Raw genomic sequence first — 19,127 nt, forward strand, 5'->3', positions numbered from 1 at the left:
TTTTAAGAAATAAGGCCTTTTTCGCGTAACATTTTCTGTTCATCACCCGTAATATAAGCAAAAATTTTCGGCTTTTCGTCTATCATTTGAACAAAATAAATTACATCAAACTCAATCAGTTCTTCTCTTCCGTCTTTTTTGTTGTAAAATGAACGCCAGTGCACTTTCGCTATTGAATGGTATTCGTCTAAAGAAGATACCTTAACTGAATCAATGATCAGGGACTTTGTCCCAATGCTTTTGTAAAAATCATACCCTTGAATAATAACAGCACGAAATTGATCATCATTCTTACCGCAATGAACTCCGAAGGGATTAGCCTCAATAAAACAGTCTGTAAATGAATTTGCAGTCTCTTCAATGTCAATTGTCCCGACTAATGACTTATTAAATCGGGCTTCGTATTTTCTAAAAAAATCTTCCAGTTTCTTCTCAATATCATCCATAATCCAACTTCCTCCAAGATACCTCTGATCTTACGCAGGTATCTGACAATTTTTTCCTTTTTACTAATGAGCCTTTCCCAAAAATAATTTTTATTCCTTTATTTAAAAAAGTTTCAGAAATACTCTCCTGATCGAATACTTAATTGACGATTTCAAAATCGAGAATTAGAAACGGAGATTTTGAGTTCCGAGATCAGCTCCAAATGAATTATTGAAAGGGAAAGATTTTCATTTCGTATTCGGCGGCCCAGTTTCTACCTGCTTTTTTATCGTAAGCAGTATTTTTATGCAAGAAAGGAAAGTCAAAAGTATGGACTTCACAGGGACATGGCATATTTATGAAATGGAATTATGGGATGAAGACTATTTCAATATGGACATTCCTGCTTACATTATAATAGAACCAGACAACATAGGGCATTTCCAGTTTGGCTTAGTTTATGGTGATATCGACGGAAGAATCGTTGGATATGCCGATGGCAAAAGATTTGAATTCACCTTTGAAGGAAATGAAGAGTACGATCATGTCTTTGGTAGTGGTTGGATCAGGGTAAAACAGAAGGACGTACTGGAAGGCGAATTTATATTTCATCTCGGAGACAGTTCTACCTTTTTGGCAAGGAAAGTAAAGTAATAAACTAAAGTTTTTAATTTCTCTTTTCTTAACATTATCTCAACAAACGTGTTCGGGGTAGATTTAAGCAGGCCGCCGGCAGGAAAAATTCTTTCGCGCTAACCAGAAGCCGGTTTACTTTGAACCTCACAGTATACAGATTTTCTTCACAATATGAAGCAAAGTGATCATCCTTTAGATTTCGTAATTCTTTTTTCCCTTAAGCCAATGGTAAATAATGTACAACGTTTCTAGCGTCAAAAGCGTCAGCGCCACACAAATAAGCAAGTTCTCCCGTTTGCTGCGACGAGTTAAAACAGCGATGTTTTCATTCTTTTTTCTCAGCTTCCAACCGTCAAGAACTTTGTATTCTATTTCTTTCTGTAATTTGTCTTTTGGAACGCGCATTATAATAACATTTGTCATGGATTTCATTCCTTTTCCTGAATTAAAACAATAGGATAGGTCAGTAATATTATTATGAAATCCTTTTTAAAAATAGTTAATGTAGGGACAGTCAAAAAATTTTATTTGGGCTTAAAATAATTCCAGGGGAAATTTATTGTTGACAATAGAACTATACCTACCTGCAAGGTGCTTTTTCTACTAAATCTCAAAAATCACGGGCTTTTTAATTTCGCTTTTCTATCATTATCTTAACAAACGTTTTCAGGGTAGATTTAAGCAGACCACCGGCAGGAAAAAGATATTTCAACTGAATTGAACAACATGACCGGAAATTTCGCCCTCCCTTTTTAGTAATTATAAATACTACAACCGCAGAATACTATAACATATCAAAAAGACCAGATAGAGCCTGAAAAAATGCTGGAAAACCGAAAAGAAGCTGAAATTTATATCCGGAAACTCCATGAAATGTTCCCGGAGCTTAAAGAAAAATACCACGTTAGTTACCTGGGAGTTTTTGGGTCCTACGTAAGGGGAGAACAGAAACCCGAAAGTGACCTGGACGTACTTGTTGAGTTTTCCAGAACCCCTACTATTTTTAAATTTGTCAACCTTGAAAACTACCTTTCAGAGGCTCTGGGCGTTAAGGTGGATCTGGTTATGAAAGATGCGTTGAAGCCGAATATAGGCAAACATATCCTGAACGAAGTTGAAGCTGTCTGAAGAGGGATTGATATTCGCGAAGCAAAAGACTATGTCCAGGATATCTATGATGCAATGGAAGCAGCAGAAGAATTTGTTAGCGGCTGGACATACGAAGATTTTGCTGCCGACCGTAAAACCCAGTTTGCAGTAATAAGGGCTCTGGAAATTATTGGAGAAGCAACAAAGAATATTCCATACGAAGTACGCGAAAAGTATCCTTTTGTTCCGTGGAAAGATCTGGCAGGCATACGGGACAAGTTGATTCATGCTTATTTTGGAGTAAATCTGAAGGTAGTCTGGTTATCTGTTAAAGAAGGTATCCCCGAAGCAAAACCTGATATCAAATGCATACTGGATGAAATGTGAACAAGAAAAAAACTCTCCCCAAAGGGAAAATAATCGTTTAATCTAAAGAAGCCCTGCAAAGTGCCCCATATAAAACTGAAAAAATCACTGGTTTTTGGCTTTCTTTTCTTAACATTATCTTAACAAACGTACTCGGGGTAGATTTAAGCAGACCGCCGGCAGGAAAAATATATTTTAACTGAGCTGAGTAAAAGAGAGAAACTGCCATATCGGATAGCTCGAAAATTTGCCGATACCGATATATATTATGGGCACATATCGGATATGTAGAATTATGGAAGATACCGATACTCACCTGATTAAAGAAGAACTTCTTGTAAGAATAAATGAAAAAATGAAGCAATTAAACTCCATGCGGCCTATTTCGAAAGATGCTTTAGGAAGGCTACATGAAGAGATGAGGTTAGTGCATACCTACCATTCGAATGCAATAGAAGGAAATACGCTAACACTCCAGGAAACAAAACTCGTCCTGGAAGAAGGGCTGACTATTGGCGGGAAATCTCTCAGGGAACATATTGAAGCGACCAACAACGCGAAAGCTTTTGACCGGATGGAAGAGCTGGCAAAGAAAAAGTGTTCAATAGACCATATCATAATTCAGGAAATCCATGAAACTGTAACCAGAGGCATACTTGAAGATGCAGGCAGATACCGCACTAGAAACGTGAGGATAACCGGCGCAGTAAAATCTCCGCCAGATTGGTCGAAGATAGTGAAACTGATGGATGAACTTATCAAAAAGATAACTGAAAACGGTGAGCATCCCATTGAAACGGCTTCCTTCCTGCATCACAGGTTTGTAGAAATTCATCCATTCAGTGACGGAAACGGACGAGTAGCCCGGCTTCTCACAAACCTGTATTTGATCTCAAAGGATTATCCTCCTGTCGTGCTCAAAAAAGAAGACAGAGGAAAATATTACAAGTCCCTTAGAGCCGCAGATACTGGAAATCTGGGACCTTTTGCCAATTTCATTGCAAAAGCTGTAGATGAAAACCTGACCCTCTATCTTTCAATCTCAGGAGGAAATGATGAACTGCTGCCTCTAAAAGAACTTGCCATGGAAACTCCTTACTCTCAGGAATATCTCAGCCTGCGGGCCAGACAGGGGCTTCTGGATGCAGTGAAGATAGGAAAAACGTGGCACAGTTCCAGACATGCGGTTGCTCAGTATCTATCTGAGCATGGAAAAAAAGATGTTTGATTTCCGTGTTATTAACAAATCTATCAGGAAAAGATTAAAACAGACTGCGGCAGGAAAAAAATTTCTTATTGACAGACAAAATAAGAGAAATCCCCTTTCCTTTTCAACGTCCTACATCAAAGCCTGAAAATCTATTTCCATTTAAATAATCGTCACTATAATGATGATTTTTGCATTAAATATTGTTATTGTAATGACAGACGCATATGCAAATATGTTTAAGCTGGATTAAAAAGAAGTTTGAGAAATACAACTCAAACCAGTTAAGAACTGGTAGATGATTTTTCAGCAATAGCCACATATTCGGCAAAGGATTCTGATTCCGGAATAGGTAAATTATCTTCAAGCATTCCCTGCACGTGCATTTTAATAGCTTCATAGATATTCTTCTTTGCCTCCTCTTGGGTAGAGCCGGTAGCTACACAGCCCGGAAGGTCAGGTGAATATGTCGAATAGTTATTATCTGCTTTTTCGATTACAACGAGGAAACGGTGCATAACTAACTCTCAATTTTTAATTTTGATTTATTTGGAAGATTAAAATCAGTTGCTTCTCATACCTGGACTCAACAATTTCTCCACTTCACGAAGCACGTCTTCCATAAAGACTTCGGAAGATTCTTTTGGCTCAAGATTGTTTCCTTGATGGACATGATATGGAAAAGTTTTAAGGTCTTTCCAGTGAGGAGAATTGTCCCAGCGTTTTATCATTTTATCCCCTTTTTGCAGGTGGTAGGAATATCGCCTGAAATCTGTCCCTGAGCTTTCACTGATCTGCAACGTGTAACCGCCTTTGGAGTTGCTGTGGCTTTTATTGCCTGAACAGGCGGTTCAAAAACTGCTTTAATAACTTTTAACTCAAGAACAATTTCGCTGAAACAAAGGGCAGAAACAGTTTTGTTTATTGTCATAGAAACTGTTCCCAGTATCTAGACGCTGTGACATAGCTTTCCCAGAGAATGAAATCATCCCATTCCTCAAAATCTTCTTCACCTGTCCTTGAATGGATTCTCTTCTCAAAATCAGAAAAGTCCATTCCATACTTCTGCTCCATTTCAGCTATTTTTTTGCTGTAGTAATCTATCTTTGTTCAGCCTGGTCGTGAACAAGCCTTTTCAAGGCTTCCTGTTCGTCTTTATACAGGCCTGCTTTTACCATGTCACTGATAGGTTCAAAGACTTTTCTGGGAACTTTTACATACTCAATAGCATCGCCCAAGAGAACCACCTAGTTATCACTTTGTTTTTCTTATCTTAAATGTGTTTGTTAATCCAATGCTTCACTTTTTCTTCTTTCTCCATTTTTTCGTTTTTCAAGGTAGCAAAGATAGCAGTTTGCGGAGAAATAAGATAATAAATTTTTAGGGCTGCCCAATTAAACTTAAGAAAAGACTTGGTTTAATTCAGAAAAGTCAAAATTACAGGTAGCTTATTTCAAAAAGGGTTATGCAGTTCATCTTCTGCGAGGGATTCCAGGCAAGCCTGAATCGCTTCTTTAATGTTTTCAATAGCTTCTTCTACTGTATCTCCCTGTGAAAAACAGCCTGGTAAACCGGGGCAGCTTGCAATAAATCCTCCGACTTCTCCGTCTTCCTCAGGGATAATTTTGAACCGCATAAAACCGATTATGAGGTTTTTGCTTAATATTTGTATGGGTAAGGGTTTGGTGGATATATTTAATAAAAAACATAATTAAGGCGACGTTTTCAATTCAATCTGGAAAATCACTCAGCAGAAAAGAATCGCTTAATCTACAGAAGCCCTACAAAGTGCCCCTTCTGAACCTGTAGAAATCAAGTGCTTTTGGTTCTCTTTTCTTAACATTGTCTTAACAAACGTATTCGGGGTAGATTTAAGCAGACCGCCGGCAGGAAAAAATATATTTCAAATGAATTGGTTATGAGGAAAGATTTTCATTTCGTATTCGGCGGTCCAGTTTTTGGCAGCATTCCATGATCCATAACTCCCTTGAAAAACGTCTCTTGATTAGAAATACCTCTCCCAGGGGAAAAAATCGCATAATCTAAAAAAGCTCTGCAAAATGATCTTTTTAAAACTGTAAAAGTTAAGTTTTTTCTATTTTCTGTTTTCTTTTCAAATCTTTATTTTTTAATATCTCTTCACCTTCGCGAAATCCAACATAATCTATTAGCCTTGCTTTTTTATACTCATTTTCTGTTTCATTATAATCTACGTCAAGAGTTTTTATATGATATTTATCAATTATTTTTCTATTCTGAATATAATAGGAATGTATTTTATCCAGGGATTCTTTATTCAAATCTCTATAGCCAATAAATTCTTTGAAGTTGACATCTAACGCAGGAACACATCCAAAAGTTCCCATCATAATTTTTGTAATAAGAGTATCGCTTACTTTTTGTTTATCCTTATAGTTTTCTTTCTCGATGATAGGGTCAAAAAATAGTCTAAAAAATTTGTCAGAAAGAATACTCTCAATGTCTTTTTTAAACTCTATGATACGACAGATATTACCCTCTGAGTAAGTGTCAACATCTACCTCCCAAAGTTTTTTTTCATCAGCAATTCTTGAGATTACCTCTACGTAGATTTTGTGACTCCTTAAAAACTGTTTACTTGAACCTCTATACAATCCCCAACTAGCAAGATAAAATCCAAGTTGTAAACAAGATAGCTCCATATTATCTTTAATTTCCTCTTTATTCTTAAAATTATGAAAATAATTGTAGCAGAAATCATATGAAACGTATCTTTTGAAGATTATGTCTTTACTTCGACTGTAATTTTGAAGTTCACATAAATATTTATTAACATCAGGATCTGGTTCATCAAATACCATAATGTAACATTAACTTCAAGATTATTAAATTATTTTAGATTAATTCAGTGGTAGCAAAAATACACTTAACTTAATTGAAAATGGAGGAGATGTCTGTTTATATTCTACGGTCCAGATTCTGATTTTTTTTCTAAATATGTAATTCATCTGAAAAATGTCACTTGATTATGAAAAATCTCCAAAAGAAAAGAATTGTTTAATCTAAAGAAGCCCTGAAAAGTGCCCCTTATAAAGATGCAAAAATCACGGGTTTTCTAGAGGTATTTTCCTAAATTCACAATTGATGAGAAATTATAACCAACGAGTCAACATGAAATTATTTCGTACTAAAATACTCTATATTGGGGGAAGTTTCTATATCTTAAAAATTGTGGTTCTAGATATATTTAGTTTTAAGATTTAGATATAAATCAGGTATAAAATAATAAATAAATATATTTTATTATTAAAAATGTTATCTTTTAATACCTATTTATCACTAATTTCAATTAAACTTATTACCTTAAAAATCTATAATACTTAATGGTGATAGGGATGGTAGGTATTAGTTTCGTATTCGATAAAATATCTAACGGAATCTCTAGTTATCAATATATTAAGGGAATTGAACAAATATACAAAAGTAAAAAGATAGCAAGTGATCTCCGGGAGTATGGATATAAATTGTTAGACTGTAGAAAACTAGAGGCAGCAAAAGATGCATTTGAAGAAGCCCTACGTTTCGATCCAACAAACCCTGAGATACAAATGGGATTATTTAAATCTGCGGTATTCCAGCCTATATTAACAAAGAACCCTACATATTACGATGCGGAAATAGCATTGAAAAAGATAGAAACAATTCTGAAGAAAAATCCAAATGACAGGCACGCTTACTATTTTATGGGTGAAATATATCGTGACAGTGACCCTAAAAAAGCATCAAATTATTATAAAAAAGTAATCAGCTTAGATTCTAAATCTTATCTAACCGGTCTCGCTTATAATTCACTAGCTTATATAGCCGCCACTGAAAAAGATAATGATTTAGCATTTTATTACATGAAGAAAGCTGCAAATCTATGCGAAATGAATCCAACAGTTTTAAATAATTTAAGTTATCAACACTTAATTAGGGGACAATATGAAATAACTATCGAAAAGCTTACTCGCCTTATAAAACATGATCCCTATAAAATAATTGTTTTCTGGAATATAATTAATTCGTTAAGAATGATTGGTAAATTCCAAGAAGCATACGTTTACAACCATATGCTAATAGAATGCATTGAGGATGAAACTATATTAAATCATGCAGCTAATTTAGGAGCATTTTTTTTCCAAACAGATCCAAGTGGAGATGGTGTTTTTTTTAAAGAAATTTCTGGAAAAAAATTTTACAGCTATTGTAGCATGGCTTTAACTTGTTATGTTCTGGACCTAACCGAAGAAGCTGATATGTATTTAGAAAAGGCTCAAAAATTAGATTGTTTTAGTAAAACATCAGCAATAAAGTTTCTATACTACAATATTGAATGCATAAAAAAAAATAATGTGAAATTAATTTGTAAGCTTGACGATATAAAAGAAAGGCTCATAAAGTTAGATCTTTTTACAAATGTTTCTATTACAGTGACTAGAAATGAAACTCAGTATATTAATATGGCAAAAGTTTAAAAATTGAAATAAAAAACGTGGCTGTTTCTTTATGAAGGTGGCATAAAAAAGTAACACATATAAGTGAATAGAATTTTCTTACATTTTATTTACTTTTTGAGCTAATCCCAAAACTCAAAAACTACTTCTTTGAATCTCGATTTTGGAATAATCAATCGAGCTATTAATCAGGAGCTACTAATCAGGAAAATAGTTATGAAATTCTTATCAATGTCTGAATAAATATGGGTTTTGGGATAGGCTCTTTATAAAATTCTTATGATAATTAACGGAACTTCTGTAGAATCACTAGTTTTTCAATTTCGCTTTTCTTAACATTATCTCAATAAATGTATTCGGGGTAGATTTTAGCAGACCGCCGGCAGGAGAAATATATTTCAATTGTATTTGGTATGTGGATCGATTCTTCAAGGATTCTCTTCTCCAATCCATTCTTCCCTTGAAATCCGGGCTTGTTTAAGAATTCTTGTAAGTAGATCGACTCCAATTGTACCTTTGTGTGGATTGGGAATCGTTAAAACAAGATCTCCTTTTCTCATAAAAGGGTGCTTTCCGCCTGAATATGGCCCTTCAAATCCCAGTTCCTGCAACCTTTTAACGAAAGTTCGCCAATCGACGGGGACTAATTTAGACAACTGCAATATCTCCCGGTTCTTTGATTATGTGGTTTCCGATCCGGGGGAGAGGCAATCCGTTTCTTAATCTAAAAACTATCCACTCATCAATTACTTCTTCCAGATTTCTGCGGCATTCTTCAAGGGTCTCGCCTGTAGCCCATACACCCTCAAGTTCGGGAACTTCTCCATAATAGGGTTCCTCGTCGTCTATTATTTCGTATTTTGCTCTTTCGAGAGCTGCATGGATGTACTGGATAAGCATGATTACACCTTTCCGAATGTGGTATATCTAGTTTTATGCTGTTTAAATCTTATATAGATTCTGTGAATCGGATGATTAAGTTTTGGTTTATTGTTACTGACCGATCAGGAAATATCTTTTCTAAATCAGGATGATTTTTCCTGATCCTTAATTCGCCTAAAAAACGTTACTTTTTTCGAGAAAAACCTCTCCCTAGAGGAAAACAATCGCTTAATCCAAAGAAGCCCTGCAAAGTACCCCTCATAAATCTCAAAAATCACGAGTTTTTCAATTTCACTTATCTTAACATCTCAACAAACATATTCGGGGCAGATTTAAGCAGACCGCCGGCAGGAAAAATATATTTTAACTGAGTTTTGAACGAGAGATATTTATTTAGTATTCTGCGGTCCAGTCTTGGATACTTCTGAATATTCAAAACTGCGAAGTTGTTAAAAAATATTAGAATAAAAGTACTCAATTTCAGTTTCTAATAAGTTCATGCATATTTATCTGAATTTTAAATTGCCATATCTGTCTCATAATCAGGAGTTTATAACAGGCAATACCCATTTTACCAGAATTGTGAGAATAACAAAAATAATAATAAGCCAAATTACCCTACCGGGCAGATTTTCGGGTGTCTCAACCATAATAACAGATATTTCGGAATCATATAAAAAGACATATTGATGGATAACTGCAACTTGCCTTTTTCGAATCAATTTCGAGTTCCCTGGAAAGGATAAGGAGAAAATTTTCATCTCTTATTAACGATCGTTTTCTGGTTAGTTTTTAGTCCATAATTAACTTAAAAAAGTCCGCTTTCAATCAGAAAACCACTCCCTAAATAGAAAAGAATCGTTTAATCTAAAGAAGCTCTGCAAAGCGCCCCTTACAAAACCGCAAAAAGTTATGGGCGAAGAAAAAATATATTCTGGTTAAGATTTATTCAAAAATGAAAAGAAATAAATTTTGATATAAACTCAGTTACACATATAACCTTAGTATCTGTCTTCTCTGGGCTTTCTATGTTTGGGAAGACATTCTCTGCAGTAAACGGGTCTTTCCGGATCAGGCTTGAAAGGTACTTCTGTTTCAACACCACAATCAGAACATATTGTCTTGTGCATTTCCCTGGGAGTTCCGAAACTTCCACGGTGGCTGTCTCTTCCCCTGCTTCCTCTGTCATTAAAGGCCATTCTGTTTCACACTGGTTTTAGTTGTTGTTAACTTTTGCTGAAAAATAAGAAGTATACGACTCTCTGGTTAAAAACAAAAATTGATTTTTTAACAACAGATTGTTATACATCTCTTTATTTTCAATATATACATTGCATTTAAAATATATGATAATATCTATGAAAATAAAGGAATATTTCCGGAAGAAAAAATACTTTGAACAGAAATGAGGGAGGATAAGAGATTTCAGTACTCTCATGGAAATTATAAATGCTAAAGTCGAGGTAATGCTAAGGTCGAGGTACGTTATAGGTCCTGGTCTATAGAACCTTGCACGCAACAGCAGAGATGTGCTTCTACAGCAAAAGTAAAATATGGATCTCAGGCGTCTTTTCAGACACCATTATTTCGATACCTATTATATCAGGCATCTTTCCCTGATACTTTTAGAATATTACTTAATGTAGCCTTTCCGCTCAAGCCATTCGACCTGGGGTCTTGTGTATTTCCAGGTTACTTCGGCTTTGGAGTCCTGAATTTCCCATGGACTGGCTATGACAACGTCGCCTTCACGGATCCACATTTTCTTCTTTTTTGAACCCGGAATCCGCCCCATGCGGACGACACCATCCATACACTGAAGTGTTACCCTTTTCGAACCAAGTAAACTTGCAACTGTTGCCAGGACTTCATTTCTGTCCTTGCGTGGGACCCGTACTCTTGATACTTCAGGTGTATCTCCTGAGTTTACCGGTTTATTTGATCCTGCTTGTCTTTTTCTAACAGTGCTTCTGTAATTAGCCAGGTTAATTCCTCCTTAACAAAATTTTATTAATTATTTTATAAGTTTTAGATTGATAGTTCATACAAACCCTCACTTCCGATTCCAGTTTGTTTCTACTTTTTCCTTCCCTCATGAAATGCAAACAGGTAAAGAAACAAAGAGAATAAACCAAAAAAACAAAAAGAAAAGATGAATCAGGCATTAATATTATCTTAATTATGAATTAACGCCTGGTGCAGATTATCCTTAAAATTTCCTGTGGTTAGGAAGACATTCCCTGCAGTATACCGGTCTGCCTTCGGTAGGTTTGAACGGCACTTCGGTCTCAACACCGCAGTCAGAGCAGGTCACTTTTGTCATTTCCCTAGGTCCGCTGTTGCTGCGGAAACCTCCGGAATTTCCCCTGAAATTTCTGTCATTAAAAGCCATTTTCGTTTCACCTCCGCTTGTAGTGGATATTTAATAACTTTAAAAACAAGATTGTATATCCCCTGGATTAAAAACAAAAATCGGTTTTTAATAACAGACCATACGTCTCTTTATTTTCAATACATACACCATACAGTCAAATTATATAAAGGTGCTTATACAAAAATTCACTTTCCAGAAAGATAACTCTTTTTTAAAAACGGTTTACAGAGGAGCAAACAGTTAATTTATTGATAATGTGCTTTTAAAAAGTACCTCTATCTCAACACTGAAGTCAGGACAGGTAGCTTTGTGAATTCCTCTTGGAGCGCCGAAATCAGAATTTCCTCTGAAGTGGCTGAAGGCGCAAACTTATAGAAAAATTAAAATTTACGGATATCCTTGCGGGTTAGAGAAACAATTCTCCCTTTTTCCAGAGTTCGTCAAACTTTGTCTTGAATCGTTTTGCATATGATTCGTCATATATTCTTGTCATACCGAGGTTTCTACTCATATTGAACTGGTCTTCGATATCGATCAGGGTTATCTTAGAATCAATGATTGTAAAATTATATTCGGTTTCTAAAATCCTTACTTCCATCAGAACCTTAATATAGCGCTTAAATGACAGGTCTTCTATTGAATCAATGAGCTCTTTTAATGATAGCAGTAATTGTGATCCCGGATCTAAAATTTTAACTTTTATGCCACGCTGCACTAGACTAAAAAAAGCTTTGCTAAAAGCAGGTACCGAGGCATCATACAGCTCCGATCTTCCAGGCTTATACTTAGTATGAATTACAACACATACTTCATGCTCGATTTTCTCAAAATATGAATCCACCATTTCGTTAACTTCATTATTACGAAACTTATCAGGCCAGAATATAGTTTCAATATTTTGTGGGAAATTGTCGCTGCAAAGTTCCCTTTCGATTTCATCAAATGTTTCTCTGAGCATTTTGAGCTCATTAAGTGTTTCTTCTTCTTTTCTTTTGTACATGAGTTTAAATGCCCTTTTTGGATCAACCGCCCGGTATCTCTGCGGCCGTGACGGCTGGATTTCAACAAGCTCATAGTTTTTGAGGGCTTTAAGAACCTCGTAGATCTTTCCTACAGGGACTTTCGATGCATGTGATAATTTGCTTGCTTCCATAGACTCCTGTTTTAGAAGTGTCAGGTAAACCGAACTCTCATATTTGTTCAGTCCAATTTTTGTAAGTAATTTTTCATTCATCCTTTCACTACTTTTCAGTCTTTTCACTGCTTTCAGGTTTATTGTAGAGTAAAACGGTTATCTTTCTTAACGATATTAAGACTACTGTTCAGGCATATGAAAGTGAAGCTGTTAGTTAAAGTCTATACTGACTGAGTACATCAGTTCTATTAGTTCAAATAAAAGAACGATATGCTGCAAAGGTTAGATTGACCTGTAGAAGAATAATAAGCAACAAACTCTATGAAATAATCTGGAATATGTTGACTAAATATGGAACATATAAACGAAAAGTGGTCAGGATGATGTTCACAAAAAGTAACAGATATGATTTTGATTTTGTCAAAGAAAACATGATGGGTCCAAATGCAATGAAGGTTCTTGAGGAATTATCCGAATCTTTGAAGCTTGAAAAAGGCATGAGAATACTTGATCTCGGCTGTGGAAGAGGGCTGACTTCAATATTTCTTGCAAAAGAATATGATGTTACAGTTTTTGCAACTGATCTCTGGATAAGTGCAACAGATAACTATGAGAGAATTAAGTCGGTGGGACTGGAAGATAAAATAATACCAGTACATGCAGAAGCCCACGATTTGCCATTTGCACAGGAATATTTTGATGTCGCTATAAGTGTAGATGCCCTTCACCATTTTGGAGCCGAACAGGATTATTTAACAAAACACCTTGCCCCACTTGTGAAAAAAGGAGGAAAAATAGCAGTTGCAGTTCCAGGACTGAAAAAGGATTTTGAAAACGGAGTTCCGGAAGAAATGCAGCCATACTGGTTTGATAATATGAATTTATACTCATGCGACTGGTGGTATAACCTATGGAAAAAATCTAATCTGGTTAGCATAGATGAATGTAAGGAATTAAAGTGTCTGGAAGAAGCATGGAAAGACTGGCTTATGTGTGACAACGACTATGCCCGTAGAGACATTGGAATGATGGAAGCTGAAGGAGGAAAATACTTTAATCTGGTTTCAATCATAGCCACAAAGTTATGATTTAAAATCTATTGATTATGATTTTAAATCTATTGATTATGATTTTAAATCTGTTGACTATGATTTTAAATCTGTTGAGGAGCTTACTACCTGGCATACAAATGAGTGGACTGGAAACTGCTACTTCTTCGATGTACGTTGCCAGGTTTTCGATGTCTTAATTATCCAGATTTGTCTGGAAAGAATTTTTAGCAAATCGCCAGCCGGGAAAACATATTTCAAATGCATTCGAAAGCCTTGAAGCAAATTATACTTTAAAGATGGCTGGTGATCTTTGTATAAATTTGTAATTATTTGAAGAGCTGCTAGCGTTTCTGGTTTTAATTGTTAAGTTCATAAAAAGTAACTTTGTTTTCAATTTCGTGTATGAATTTGCTTACCGAATCTTTTCGAGTGTAAATTACCAGGTCATTCATAGCCCTCGTCACAGCAACGTAAAAGAGTCTTCTTTCCTCCTCGTATCTATCTCTTTTACGTGAAAGAATTGCTGGCTCGAAAATATCTGGGTTTTCTATTTCGCAGGGAAAACCGTATAAATCCTCCACTACATCCAGCAGGAAAACAATTTTTGCCTGTAAACCTTTGCTTTTATGCACTGTCATAAAAGGTATTTTACTGGGGTTTTTACTTCCATCAAAAGAAATAGGAACACCTTGAGTTTTAGCGTATTCCATTAACATATTCTTCATCTTAAGGTTTTTTCCAATTCTTGATAAAAGTAGAATATCTTTTGCCTCATAACCATCATCGAGATAATGCTTTATTGAACAAATGCAATGACTGGCAATTTGAGAATAATATATATTTGCCGATCTTCGATTATGTTTTGAGACGTATATTCTTATGGGGTTATCAGCAGCATTCTTAGCAAAAGTTTCTTTTTCGATCTGTGAACCTCTATTATATTTTATAATTTCAGCACCTGTATCCACTATAGACTTACAGCTTCTGTAATTTACGGAAAGATCAGTTCTTGCTGGATGATCGAAGTATTCATGGAAGTTGACAAAAAAGTCGAGGTCGGAACCTGAAAAACCCATAATACTCTGCCAATCATCGCCCACACAGAACAATTTACACCCATTATTTTTCTTCATAAGTTCGCGTATGAGCTGATATCTTTGAGCGCTTATATCCTGATATTCGTCAATTAAAATTTGGGCAAAGGAATTTCTATATAATTCCTGATCCTCTTTCAGTTCCTTTACAGCAAGATTGATCATATCAGCAAAGTCAATTTTGTTTTCGGTTCTTAATTCATCTTCATAAAGCTCGTAGATATCTAATGCAATCCTGGCAAAAGCTTCCTGTTTTGCAGACCATCTTTCACTTCGTAACCTTTGCTTGATATTTTCTGGAGACAGATTGTATGTCTTTGCAATTGTTATGAATCGGCTGACATTGAAAGAAAGTCCTCTTACAGACTCTTTACATCCGTAATTCACTCTATTGATAAGTTGATCATAAGGAACAGGAATGAATTCAAAATCTTTATCGGGAAACTTTATCTTTAATGCCTTTGTCATTCTTTCAATCAAAATCTCCTCAAACTTTTCCCCTTTGAATTCATAACTTGCGATTTCTACAAGAGAATATCTGTCCTGCCGTGCAAACTTCTCTTTTTTTCTCTTCATTCCGAGTTTGTATTCTTCCGGTGCATTTTTACCTTCAAACCAGTCTGGCACTTTTCCGTTTTTGTCTAATGCCCAGTGCTCAAGGTAAATGTCATAATCCGGAAAGAAAAAATCGGGCCTGGGGACCTTTTTATTGCCTTCAGAGTCTGTGTACTCCATCCATCGAGCGGGATTTTCATAAAGTATTCTGATCCTTTCTCCATTCAGGTTGTGACTGATGAAAAAGTTCAATATAGCCCTTTCAGCCTCGCTCTTGACCTCAGTTCCGTCAAGAGCTGTGTATGTTAAATTTGCCATATATTTGTAAAACTCTTCTTTTTTTTCAAAGTCTTCCTGGCTCTTTATCACTGCATTGTCATGATATAATCTCATGTAATCTGCAATTTTCTTCTGGAAATCTTCGTTTATCTTTCTATTACTGAATAATTGATCAATATAATTTGAGAATTCTTTGTCAAAATTAGAACCTGAAAACTTTAATCTGGGAATTTCTTTTCCAGAAATTTTGCTCCCTTCTTCCTGGATTTTCTTTCCTAAAGAATGAAAAGTCCTGATCTCTGCCCCTTCAATACCAAACCTTTCTTTAAGTCTTTTTTTGACTTCTTCGGCAGCTTTATTCTGATAAGCAAGAATTAGTATCTTTTTTGCATCAACCTTATCTGGTTCTCTTTCCGTTAAATAAGCAGCTCTTGTGATTAAAACTTCAGTTTTTCCAGAACCAGCACCTGCTACAACCAGGTTATGCGTGTCATCAGTCACAATAGCTCTTTTTTGTGAGCTATCCAGAGGAAAAGAAGATTTCTGGAACAGGTAATCATACTTTCGTATTCTTTGATTTATGAACTCTTCATTGTCATATTTCTCAAATTCACTCAATAAGAATGATAATTCTACTATGGATTTTTTAATAAAATCATTTGAAGTGTCATCAAAAAGTTTACTCCGATTCTTAAAAGAAGAACAGATAGCCAGGCACTTTCCGCAAGTATCAATTAGGTCCTTCCGCTCATGATAAGTTAGATAAGTCTCTTTTCCTACATTGTACAATTCGTGCTTTAAATACAACTCAGATATATCCTTTTCAATACTTTCTTTTACTTCTTTATTTATGGTCCCTTTTTCTATTTTTAAAATTTTATTTCTGACTTCCAGAATTTTAGTTATACAAATTTCATAAATTCTTTTAGATGAATGTGTAATTGGAGAGATAATTGATAAAATAAATGACACTAGCTTACCTTTTTTAAAACCCGGAAAGTTTTCATTTCTATTGCCTGAAACCATCCTGTTGCCTTCCAGTGACTTAAATGATGAATTACAGCATAAGTATGACCTGAATATTTATACTTACATTCTATAAAAATGTAGACGACAGGAAAATAATATACCTGAAATCTTTTACAGGCTGGTAGGTATGATAGAAACGATCTGAATCTATACTAAGGTCTCATTAATGTCCATCTTTTACAGGTTCGTAGGTATGATAGAAACCAAAAACAGTCTGTAATGTGAATTTTTCTATAGTATAATAAAAGTCAAACTTCTCGACCTGACATATAAAAGTGCTCTGAAAGACTTCTATTTCGCATTCGGGAATCAGTTTCTGATATTTTTTCTTGATCTATAATTCGTTTGAACAAGAGATCGCTTGAATCAGAAATACCTCCACAAAGGAAAAGAGTACTCGATCCAAAGAAGCTCTTCAGAGTACCTCTTCTGAAACTGCAGAAATCAGAGGCTTTAATTCCTCTTTCCTAGCTCTATCTTTACAACCAAATCAGAGATAAACAGAAATCCTCTAATAAACAAAATTTCTATATGTAAGGATGTAGTTGCTGAAGAAAATACGGGGTACTACAAAACCGTTGAAAAATAATTATTTTCGGAAGGTTGGTGTTATAATATGAAAGGGTTTGCAATGCTTGAAATTGGAAAAGTAGGCTGGATTGATGCTGAAAAACCTTCGGCAGGACCATATGATGCAATTGTTAGGCCTATTGCGGTAGCTCCATGCACCTCAGATGTCCATACTGTCTGGGAAGGTGCGCTTGGAGACCGCAAAAACATGATTTTAGGACACGAAGCCGTAGGTATTATAGAAGAAATCGGATCCGAGGTCAAAGACTTCAAACCGGGCGATAAAGTAATTGTTCCTGCAATTACACCTGACTGGCGCTCCATGGAGGTGCAGGATGGAATGCCTATGCACTCAAATGGAATGCTTTCCGGATGGAAGTTTTCAAACTTCAAAAGTGGAGTTTTTGCAGAATATTTCCATGTAAATGATGCAGATATGAATCTGGCTCTACTTCCAGAAGGAATGCCTCTCGAGCAGGCTGTCATGCTTTCAGATATGGCAACCACCGGAATACAGGGTGCAGAAATGGCAAATATTAAAACGGGCTCTACGGTTGCAGTCATAGGAATCGGTCCTGTTGGTCTGATGGCAGTGGCAGGTGCATCTATCCTTGGTGCAGGCAGGTTATTTGCAGTAGGAAGCCGGAAAGTCAGTGTTAATCTTGCTCTGGAATACGGAGCATCCGATATTATCGATTACAGAGGCGGTGGGCTTGTTGAGCAGATTCTTGAAAAGACGAATGGCAAAGGTGTCGACTCTGTAATCATAGCAGGAGGAAATGAAAACACAATTTCGGATGCAGTCAAAATTGCAAAACCCGGAGGCACGATATCGAACGTCAACTACTTCGGAACCGGGGACACACTTCCTATTCCACGTATTGAATGGGGGTCGGGCATGTCTCATAAAGACATACGCGGAGGCCTGACAACAGGAGGCCGTTTGAGAATGGAAAGAATGGCAGACCTGTGCACCTATGGAAGAATAAAACCGGAAAAAATGGTCACTCACTTATTCAAAGGCTTCGACAAAATAGAAGAGGCTCTCATGCTCATGAAAGAAAAACCAAGAGACCTGATCAAACCTGTTGTTCTCCTGGATGAATAAGCAGGTCAGCCACCCCTCCTTAAGCTCTTCGCAAAGCTCAAAGTTTTGAGGAGGGGTATTTTCACCTCATGGGATAAATGAGTGATCAGGTAGGTAGAGCTGTAAAAGTAGCTAATGGTTAGTCACCGTAAAATTTCAACGCCATATTTTTTAACTTCATTAATCTACTCCAATTTTGAGAGGATTTTTTTCACTAAGATGATTCTTTTCTTTCAACCTTTTCTTTCAACCTTTTCTTTCTTCCTTTCTCTCAACCTTTCACTTTTAATGCCTATTTTAGGAATTTATCGATATCTTCAGCCACTTACCGTACCTAATCTTTTTGCACTGACCACAATTGCAATTATTTTTGCTTTGTAAACGACTGAAATATCATAAGGTCCATAAGAGGGAACAGATCCGTATTCTCGGGATAAAGAAGACAGGATTATGAAAAATATCGATGCAGAATATGAGGATGCTTCTCAAGACGGCAAAGCCAGAGAAATATATTAATTTGTGTCCGGTAGACTCCAGGAGTCGGTTTGCTGCAGGGTAGCAGGAACAACTTTCAAAAAGGCTAATATAGTAGTGAAGTAGAGAGCTAAATTTCGGATAATATGGAAATCCGTGACAGGTGGAAACTACATTCTAGAAAATAAATAGAATAAAGAAACCCAAGAGGAAATGATACCGATAGAAGAGGGAAACGGTAGCATTTAATGCTCACTGAACTTGATTTTATACTTAAACGTATATAGTCCTATAGGAAAAACTAACGCCTCAGATCAATGTGTACCTGAACATCAGACAATTTACGATATGAGTTTGAAATTAACGCTACTATAATTCAATTAAGTATACGACTTGA

At 35.9% G+C, this 19,127-nt stretch carries 23 protein-coding genes; 7 read left to right on the forward strand and 16 right to left on the reverse strand.

The window, feature by feature from the left end; all coding sequences use genetic code 11:
- Positions 1–2: 2 nt before the first annotated feature.
- Positions 3–446, reverse strand: coding sequence for a hypothetical protein (locus RSJ42_RS04480; RefSeq protein WP_410509479.1), 444 nt, complete (start codon positions 444–446; stop codon positions 3–5).
- 310 nt (positions 447–756) lie between these two features.
- Here RSJ42_RS04480 and RSJ42_RS04485 point away from each other — a divergent pair, with 310 nt between their 5' ends.
- A complete protein-coding gene (locus RSJ42_RS04485; RefSeq protein WP_410509480.1) occupies positions 757–1,080 on the forward strand; it encodes a hypothetical protein in 324 nt (107 codons plus the stop codon).
- Between the two features lie 174 nt (positions 1,081–1,254).
- Here the strand turns inward: RSJ42_RS04485 and RSJ42_RS04490 are convergent, their stop codons facing one another.
- Positions 1,255–1,494: a hypothetical protein gene (locus RSJ42_RS04490; RefSeq protein WP_410509481.1), complete on the reverse strand. Its 240-nt coding sequence runs from the start codon at positions 1,492–1,494 to the stop codon at positions 1,255–1,257.
- A 390-nt stretch (positions 1,495–1,884) separates the two neighbouring features.
- On the opposite strand from RSJ42_RS04490, the gene RSJ42_RS04495 reads away from it, so the two are divergent.
- The 3 genes from RSJ42_RS04495 to RSJ42_RS04505 all read left to right on the forward strand — a co-directional run bounded on the left by RSJ42_RS04495 (position 1,885) and on the right by RSJ42_RS04505 (position 3,745).
- Positions 1,885–2,190: a nucleotidyltransferase family protein gene (locus tag RSJ42_RS04495; RefSeq protein WP_410509482.1), complete on the forward strand. Its 306-nt coding sequence runs from the start codon at positions 1,885–1,887 to the stop codon at positions 2,188–2,190.
- Between the two features lie 54 nt (positions 2,191–2,244).
- Positions 2,245–2,538, forward strand: a complete 294-nt coding sequence (locus tag RSJ42_RS04500; RefSeq protein WP_410509483.1) for a DUF86 domain-containing protein — start codon at positions 2,245–2,247, stop codon at positions 2,536–2,538.
- A 274-nt stretch (positions 2,539–2,812) separates the two neighbouring features.
- Positions 2,813–3,745 carry a Fic family protein gene (locus RSJ42_RS04505; protein WP_410509484.1) on the forward strand — a complete coding sequence of 311 codons (933 nt, stop codon included), beginning with the start codon at positions 2,813–2,815 and terminating at the stop codon, positions 3,743–3,745.
- A gap of 263 nt (positions 3,746–4,008) precedes the next feature.
- Here the strand turns inward: RSJ42_RS04505 and RSJ42_RS04510 are convergent, their stop codons facing one another.
- The 7 genes from RSJ42_RS04510 to RSJ42_RS04540 all read right to left on the reverse strand — a co-directional run bounded on the left by RSJ42_RS04510 (position 4,009) and on the right by RSJ42_RS04540 (position 6,564).
- Positions 4,009–4,242, reverse strand: a complete 234-nt coding sequence (locus RSJ42_RS04510; RefSeq protein WP_410509485.1) for a type II toxin-antitoxin system HicB family antitoxin — start codon at positions 4,240–4,242, stop codon at positions 4,009–4,011.
- A gap of 45 nt (positions 4,243–4,287) precedes the next feature.
- Entirely contained in the window at positions 4,288–4,524 is a 237-nt protein-coding gene (locus RSJ42_RS04515; protein ID WP_410509486.1) for a DUF6516 family protein, read from the reverse strand.
- Positions 4,452–4,655 carry a hypothetical protein gene (locus tag RSJ42_RS04520; RefSeq protein ID WP_410510435.1) on the reverse strand — a complete coding sequence of 68 codons (204 nt, stop codon included), beginning with the start codon at positions 4,653–4,655 and terminating at the stop codon, positions 4,452–4,454. The genes RSJ42_RS04515 and RSJ42_RS04520 overlap by 73 nt, the downstream gene beginning before the upstream one ends.
- On the reverse strand, positions 4,652–4,798 hold the full coding sequence (locus RSJ42_RS04525) for a hypothetical protein (RefSeq protein ID WP_410509487.1): 147 nt from the start codon (positions 4,796–4,798) through the stop codon (positions 4,652–4,654). Before RSJ42_RS04525 ends, RSJ42_RS04520 begins: the two co-directional genes overlap by 4 nt.
- Positions 4,799–4,824: 26 nt before the next feature.
- Positions 4,825–4,962: a hypothetical protein gene (locus tag RSJ42_RS04530; RefSeq protein WP_410509488.1), complete on the reverse strand. Its 138-nt coding sequence runs from the start codon at positions 4,960–4,962 to the stop codon at positions 4,825–4,827.
- A 215-nt stretch (positions 4,963–5,177) separates the two neighbouring features.
- Positions 5,178–5,360: a type II toxin-antitoxin system HicB family antitoxin gene (locus tag RSJ42_RS04535; protein ID WP_410509489.1), complete on the reverse strand. Its 183-nt coding sequence runs from the start codon at positions 5,358–5,360 to the stop codon at positions 5,178–5,180.
- Between the two features lie 448 nt (positions 5,361–5,808).
- Positions 5,809–6,564: a hypothetical protein gene (locus tag RSJ42_RS04540; protein ID WP_410509490.1), complete on the reverse strand. Its 756-nt coding sequence runs from the start codon at positions 6,562–6,564 to the stop codon at positions 5,809–5,811.
- Positions 6,565–7,098: 534 nt separating this feature from the next.
- Between RSJ42_RS04540 and RSJ42_RS04545 the strand changes: the two genes are divergently transcribed.
- Positions 7,099–8,220, forward strand: a complete 1,122-nt coding sequence (locus RSJ42_RS04545) for a tetratricopeptide repeat protein (RefSeq protein ID WP_410509491.1) — start codon at positions 7,099–7,101, stop codon at positions 8,218–8,220.
- A 407-nt stretch (positions 8,221–8,627) separates the two neighbouring features.
- Here the strand turns inward: RSJ42_RS04545 and RSJ42_RS04550 are convergent, their stop codons facing one another.
- From RSJ42_RS04550 to RSJ42_RS04575, 6 genes are all read right to left on the reverse strand, one after another.
- The gene (locus tag RSJ42_RS04550) at positions 8,628–8,855 is read right to left on the reverse strand and encodes a type II toxin-antitoxin system HicA family toxin (protein WP_410509492.1); all 228 of its coding nucleotides are present in this window, start codon (positions 8,853–8,855) and stop codon (positions 8,628–8,630) included.
- Entirely contained in the window at positions 8,848–9,099 is a 252-nt protein-coding gene (locus tag RSJ42_RS04555) for a type II toxin-antitoxin system HicB family antitoxin (protein ID WP_410509493.1), read from the reverse strand. The genes RSJ42_RS04550 and RSJ42_RS04555 overlap by 8 nt, the downstream gene beginning before the upstream one ends.
- Positions 9,100–10,082: 983 nt before the next feature.
- The gene (locus RSJ42_RS04560) at positions 10,083–10,280 is read right to left on the reverse strand and encodes a CxxC-x17-CxxC domain-containing protein (RefSeq protein ID WP_410509494.1); all 198 of its coding nucleotides are present in this window, start codon (positions 10,278–10,280) and stop codon (positions 10,083–10,085) included.
- A 434-nt stretch (positions 10,281–10,714) separates the two neighbouring features.
- Positions 10,715–11,065 carry a translation initiation factor eIF-1A gene (eif1A, locus tag RSJ42_RS04565; protein ID WP_410510321.1) on the reverse strand — a complete coding sequence of 117 codons (351 nt, stop codon included), beginning with the start codon at positions 11,063–11,065 and terminating at the stop codon, positions 10,715–10,717.
- Between the two features lie 225 nt (positions 11,066–11,290).
- Positions 11,291–11,473, reverse strand: coding sequence for a CxxC-x17-CxxC domain-containing protein (locus tag RSJ42_RS04570; RefSeq protein ID WP_410509495.1), 183 nt, complete (start codon positions 11,471–11,473; stop codon positions 11,291–11,293).
- 388 nt (positions 11,474–11,861) lie between these two features.
- Complete coding sequence (locus RSJ42_RS04575) at positions 11,862–12,689, reverse strand: TrmB family transcriptional regulator (RefSeq protein WP_410509496.1); 828 nt, start codon at positions 12,687–12,689, stop codon at positions 11,862–11,864.
- 188 nt (positions 12,690–12,877) lie between these two features.
- On the opposite strand from RSJ42_RS04575, the gene RSJ42_RS04580 reads away from it, so the two are divergent.
- Positions 12,878–13,678: an SAM-dependent methyltransferase gene (locus RSJ42_RS04580; RefSeq protein WP_410509497.1), complete on the forward strand. Its 801-nt coding sequence runs from the start codon at positions 12,878–12,880 to the stop codon at positions 13,676–13,678.
- Between the two features lie 320 nt (positions 13,679–13,998).
- Here the strand turns inward: RSJ42_RS04580 and RSJ42_RS04585 are convergent, their stop codons facing one another.
- A complete protein-coding gene (locus RSJ42_RS04585) occupies positions 13,999–16,596 on the reverse strand; it encodes a UvrD-helicase domain-containing protein (RefSeq protein WP_410509498.1) in 2,598 nt (865 codons plus the stop codon).
- Positions 16,597–17,215: 619 nt separating this feature from the next.
- Between RSJ42_RS04585 and RSJ42_RS04590 the strand changes: the two genes are divergently transcribed.
- Positions 17,216–18,277: an NAD(P)-dependent alcohol dehydrogenase gene (locus RSJ42_RS04590; RefSeq protein WP_410509499.1), complete on the forward strand. Its 1,062-nt coding sequence runs from the start codon at positions 17,216–17,218 to the stop codon at positions 18,275–18,277.
- Positions 18,278–19,127 lie beyond the last annotated feature (850 nt).

Source organism: Methanosarcina hadiensis (assembly GCF_046529725.1).
In the GTDB taxonomy this organism is placed as follows: domain Archaea; phylum Halobacteriota; class Methanosarcinia; order Methanosarcinales; family Methanosarcinaceae; genus Methanosarcina; species Methanosarcina hadiensis.

Bases quoted from the DNA above. Each gene is read 5' to 3' on its own strand.
- RSJ42_RS04480 (WP_410509479.1), bottom strand. From the start codon at position 446: ATGGATGATATTGAGAAGAAACTGGAAGATTTTTTTAGAAAATACGAA.
- RSJ42_RS04485 (WP_410509480.1), top strand. From the start codon at position 757: ATGGACTTCACAGGGACATGGCATATTTATGAAATGGAATTATGGGAT.
- RSJ42_RS04490 (WP_410509481.1), bottom strand. From the start codon at position 1,494: ATGAAATCCATGACAAATGTTATTATAATGCGCGTTCCAAAAGACAAA.
- RSJ42_RS04495 (WP_410509482.1), top strand. From the start codon at position 1,885: ATGCTGGAAAACCGAAAAGAAGCTGAAATTTATATCCGGAAACTCCAT.
- RSJ42_RS04500 (WP_410509483.1), top strand. From the start codon at position 2,245: ATGGAAGCAGCAGAAGAATTTGTTAGCGGCTGGACATACGAAGATTTT.
- RSJ42_RS04505 (WP_410509484.1), top strand. From the start codon at position 2,813: ATGGAAGATACCGATACTCACCTGATTAAAGAAGAACTTCTTGTAAGA.
- RSJ42_RS04510 (WP_410509485.1), bottom strand. From the start codon at position 4,242: ATGCACCGTTTCCTCGTTGTAATCGAAAAAGCAGATAATAACTATTCG.
- RSJ42_RS04520 (WP_410510435.1), bottom strand. From the start codon at position 4,655: ATGACAATAAACAAAACTGTTTCTGCCCTTTGTTTCAGCGAAATTGTT.
- RSJ42_RS04525 (WP_410509487.1), bottom strand. From the start codon at position 4,798: ATGGAGCAGAAGTATGGAATGGACTTTTCTGATTTTGAGAAGAGAATC.
- RSJ42_RS04535 (WP_410509489.1), bottom strand. From the start codon at position 5,360: ATGCGGTTCAAAATTATCCCTGAGGAAGACGGAGAAGTCGGAGGATTT.
- RSJ42_RS04540 (WP_410509490.1), bottom strand. From the start codon at position 6,564: ATGGTATTTGATGAACCAGATCCTGATGTTAATAAATATTTATGTGAA.
- RSJ42_RS04545 (WP_410509491.1), top strand. From the start codon at position 7,099: ATGGTAGGTATTAGTTTCGTATTCGATAAAATATCTAACGGAATCTCT.
- RSJ42_RS04555 (WP_410509493.1), bottom strand. From the start codon at position 9,099: ATGCTTATCCAGTACATCCATGCAGCTCTCGAAAGAGCAAAATACGAA.
- RSJ42_RS04560 (WP_410509494.1), bottom strand. From the start codon at position 10,280: ATGGCCTTTAATGACAGAGGAAGCAGGGGAAGAGACAGCCACCGTGGA.
- RSJ42_RS04570 (WP_410509495.1), bottom strand. From the start codon at position 11,473: ATGGCTTTTAATGACAGAAATTTCAGGGGAAATTCCGGAGGTTTCCGC.
- RSJ42_RS04575 (WP_410509496.1), bottom strand. From the start codon at position 12,689: ATGAATGAAAAATTACTTACAAAAATTGGACTGAACAAATATGAGAGT.
- RSJ42_RS04585 (WP_410509498.1), bottom strand. From the start codon at position 16,596: ATGGTTTCAGGCAATAGAAATGAAAACTTTCCGGGTTTTAAAAAAGGT.
- RSJ42_RS04590 (WP_410509499.1), top strand. From the start codon at position 17,216: ATGAAAGGGTTTGCAATGCTTGAAATTGGAAAAGTAGGCTGGATTGAT.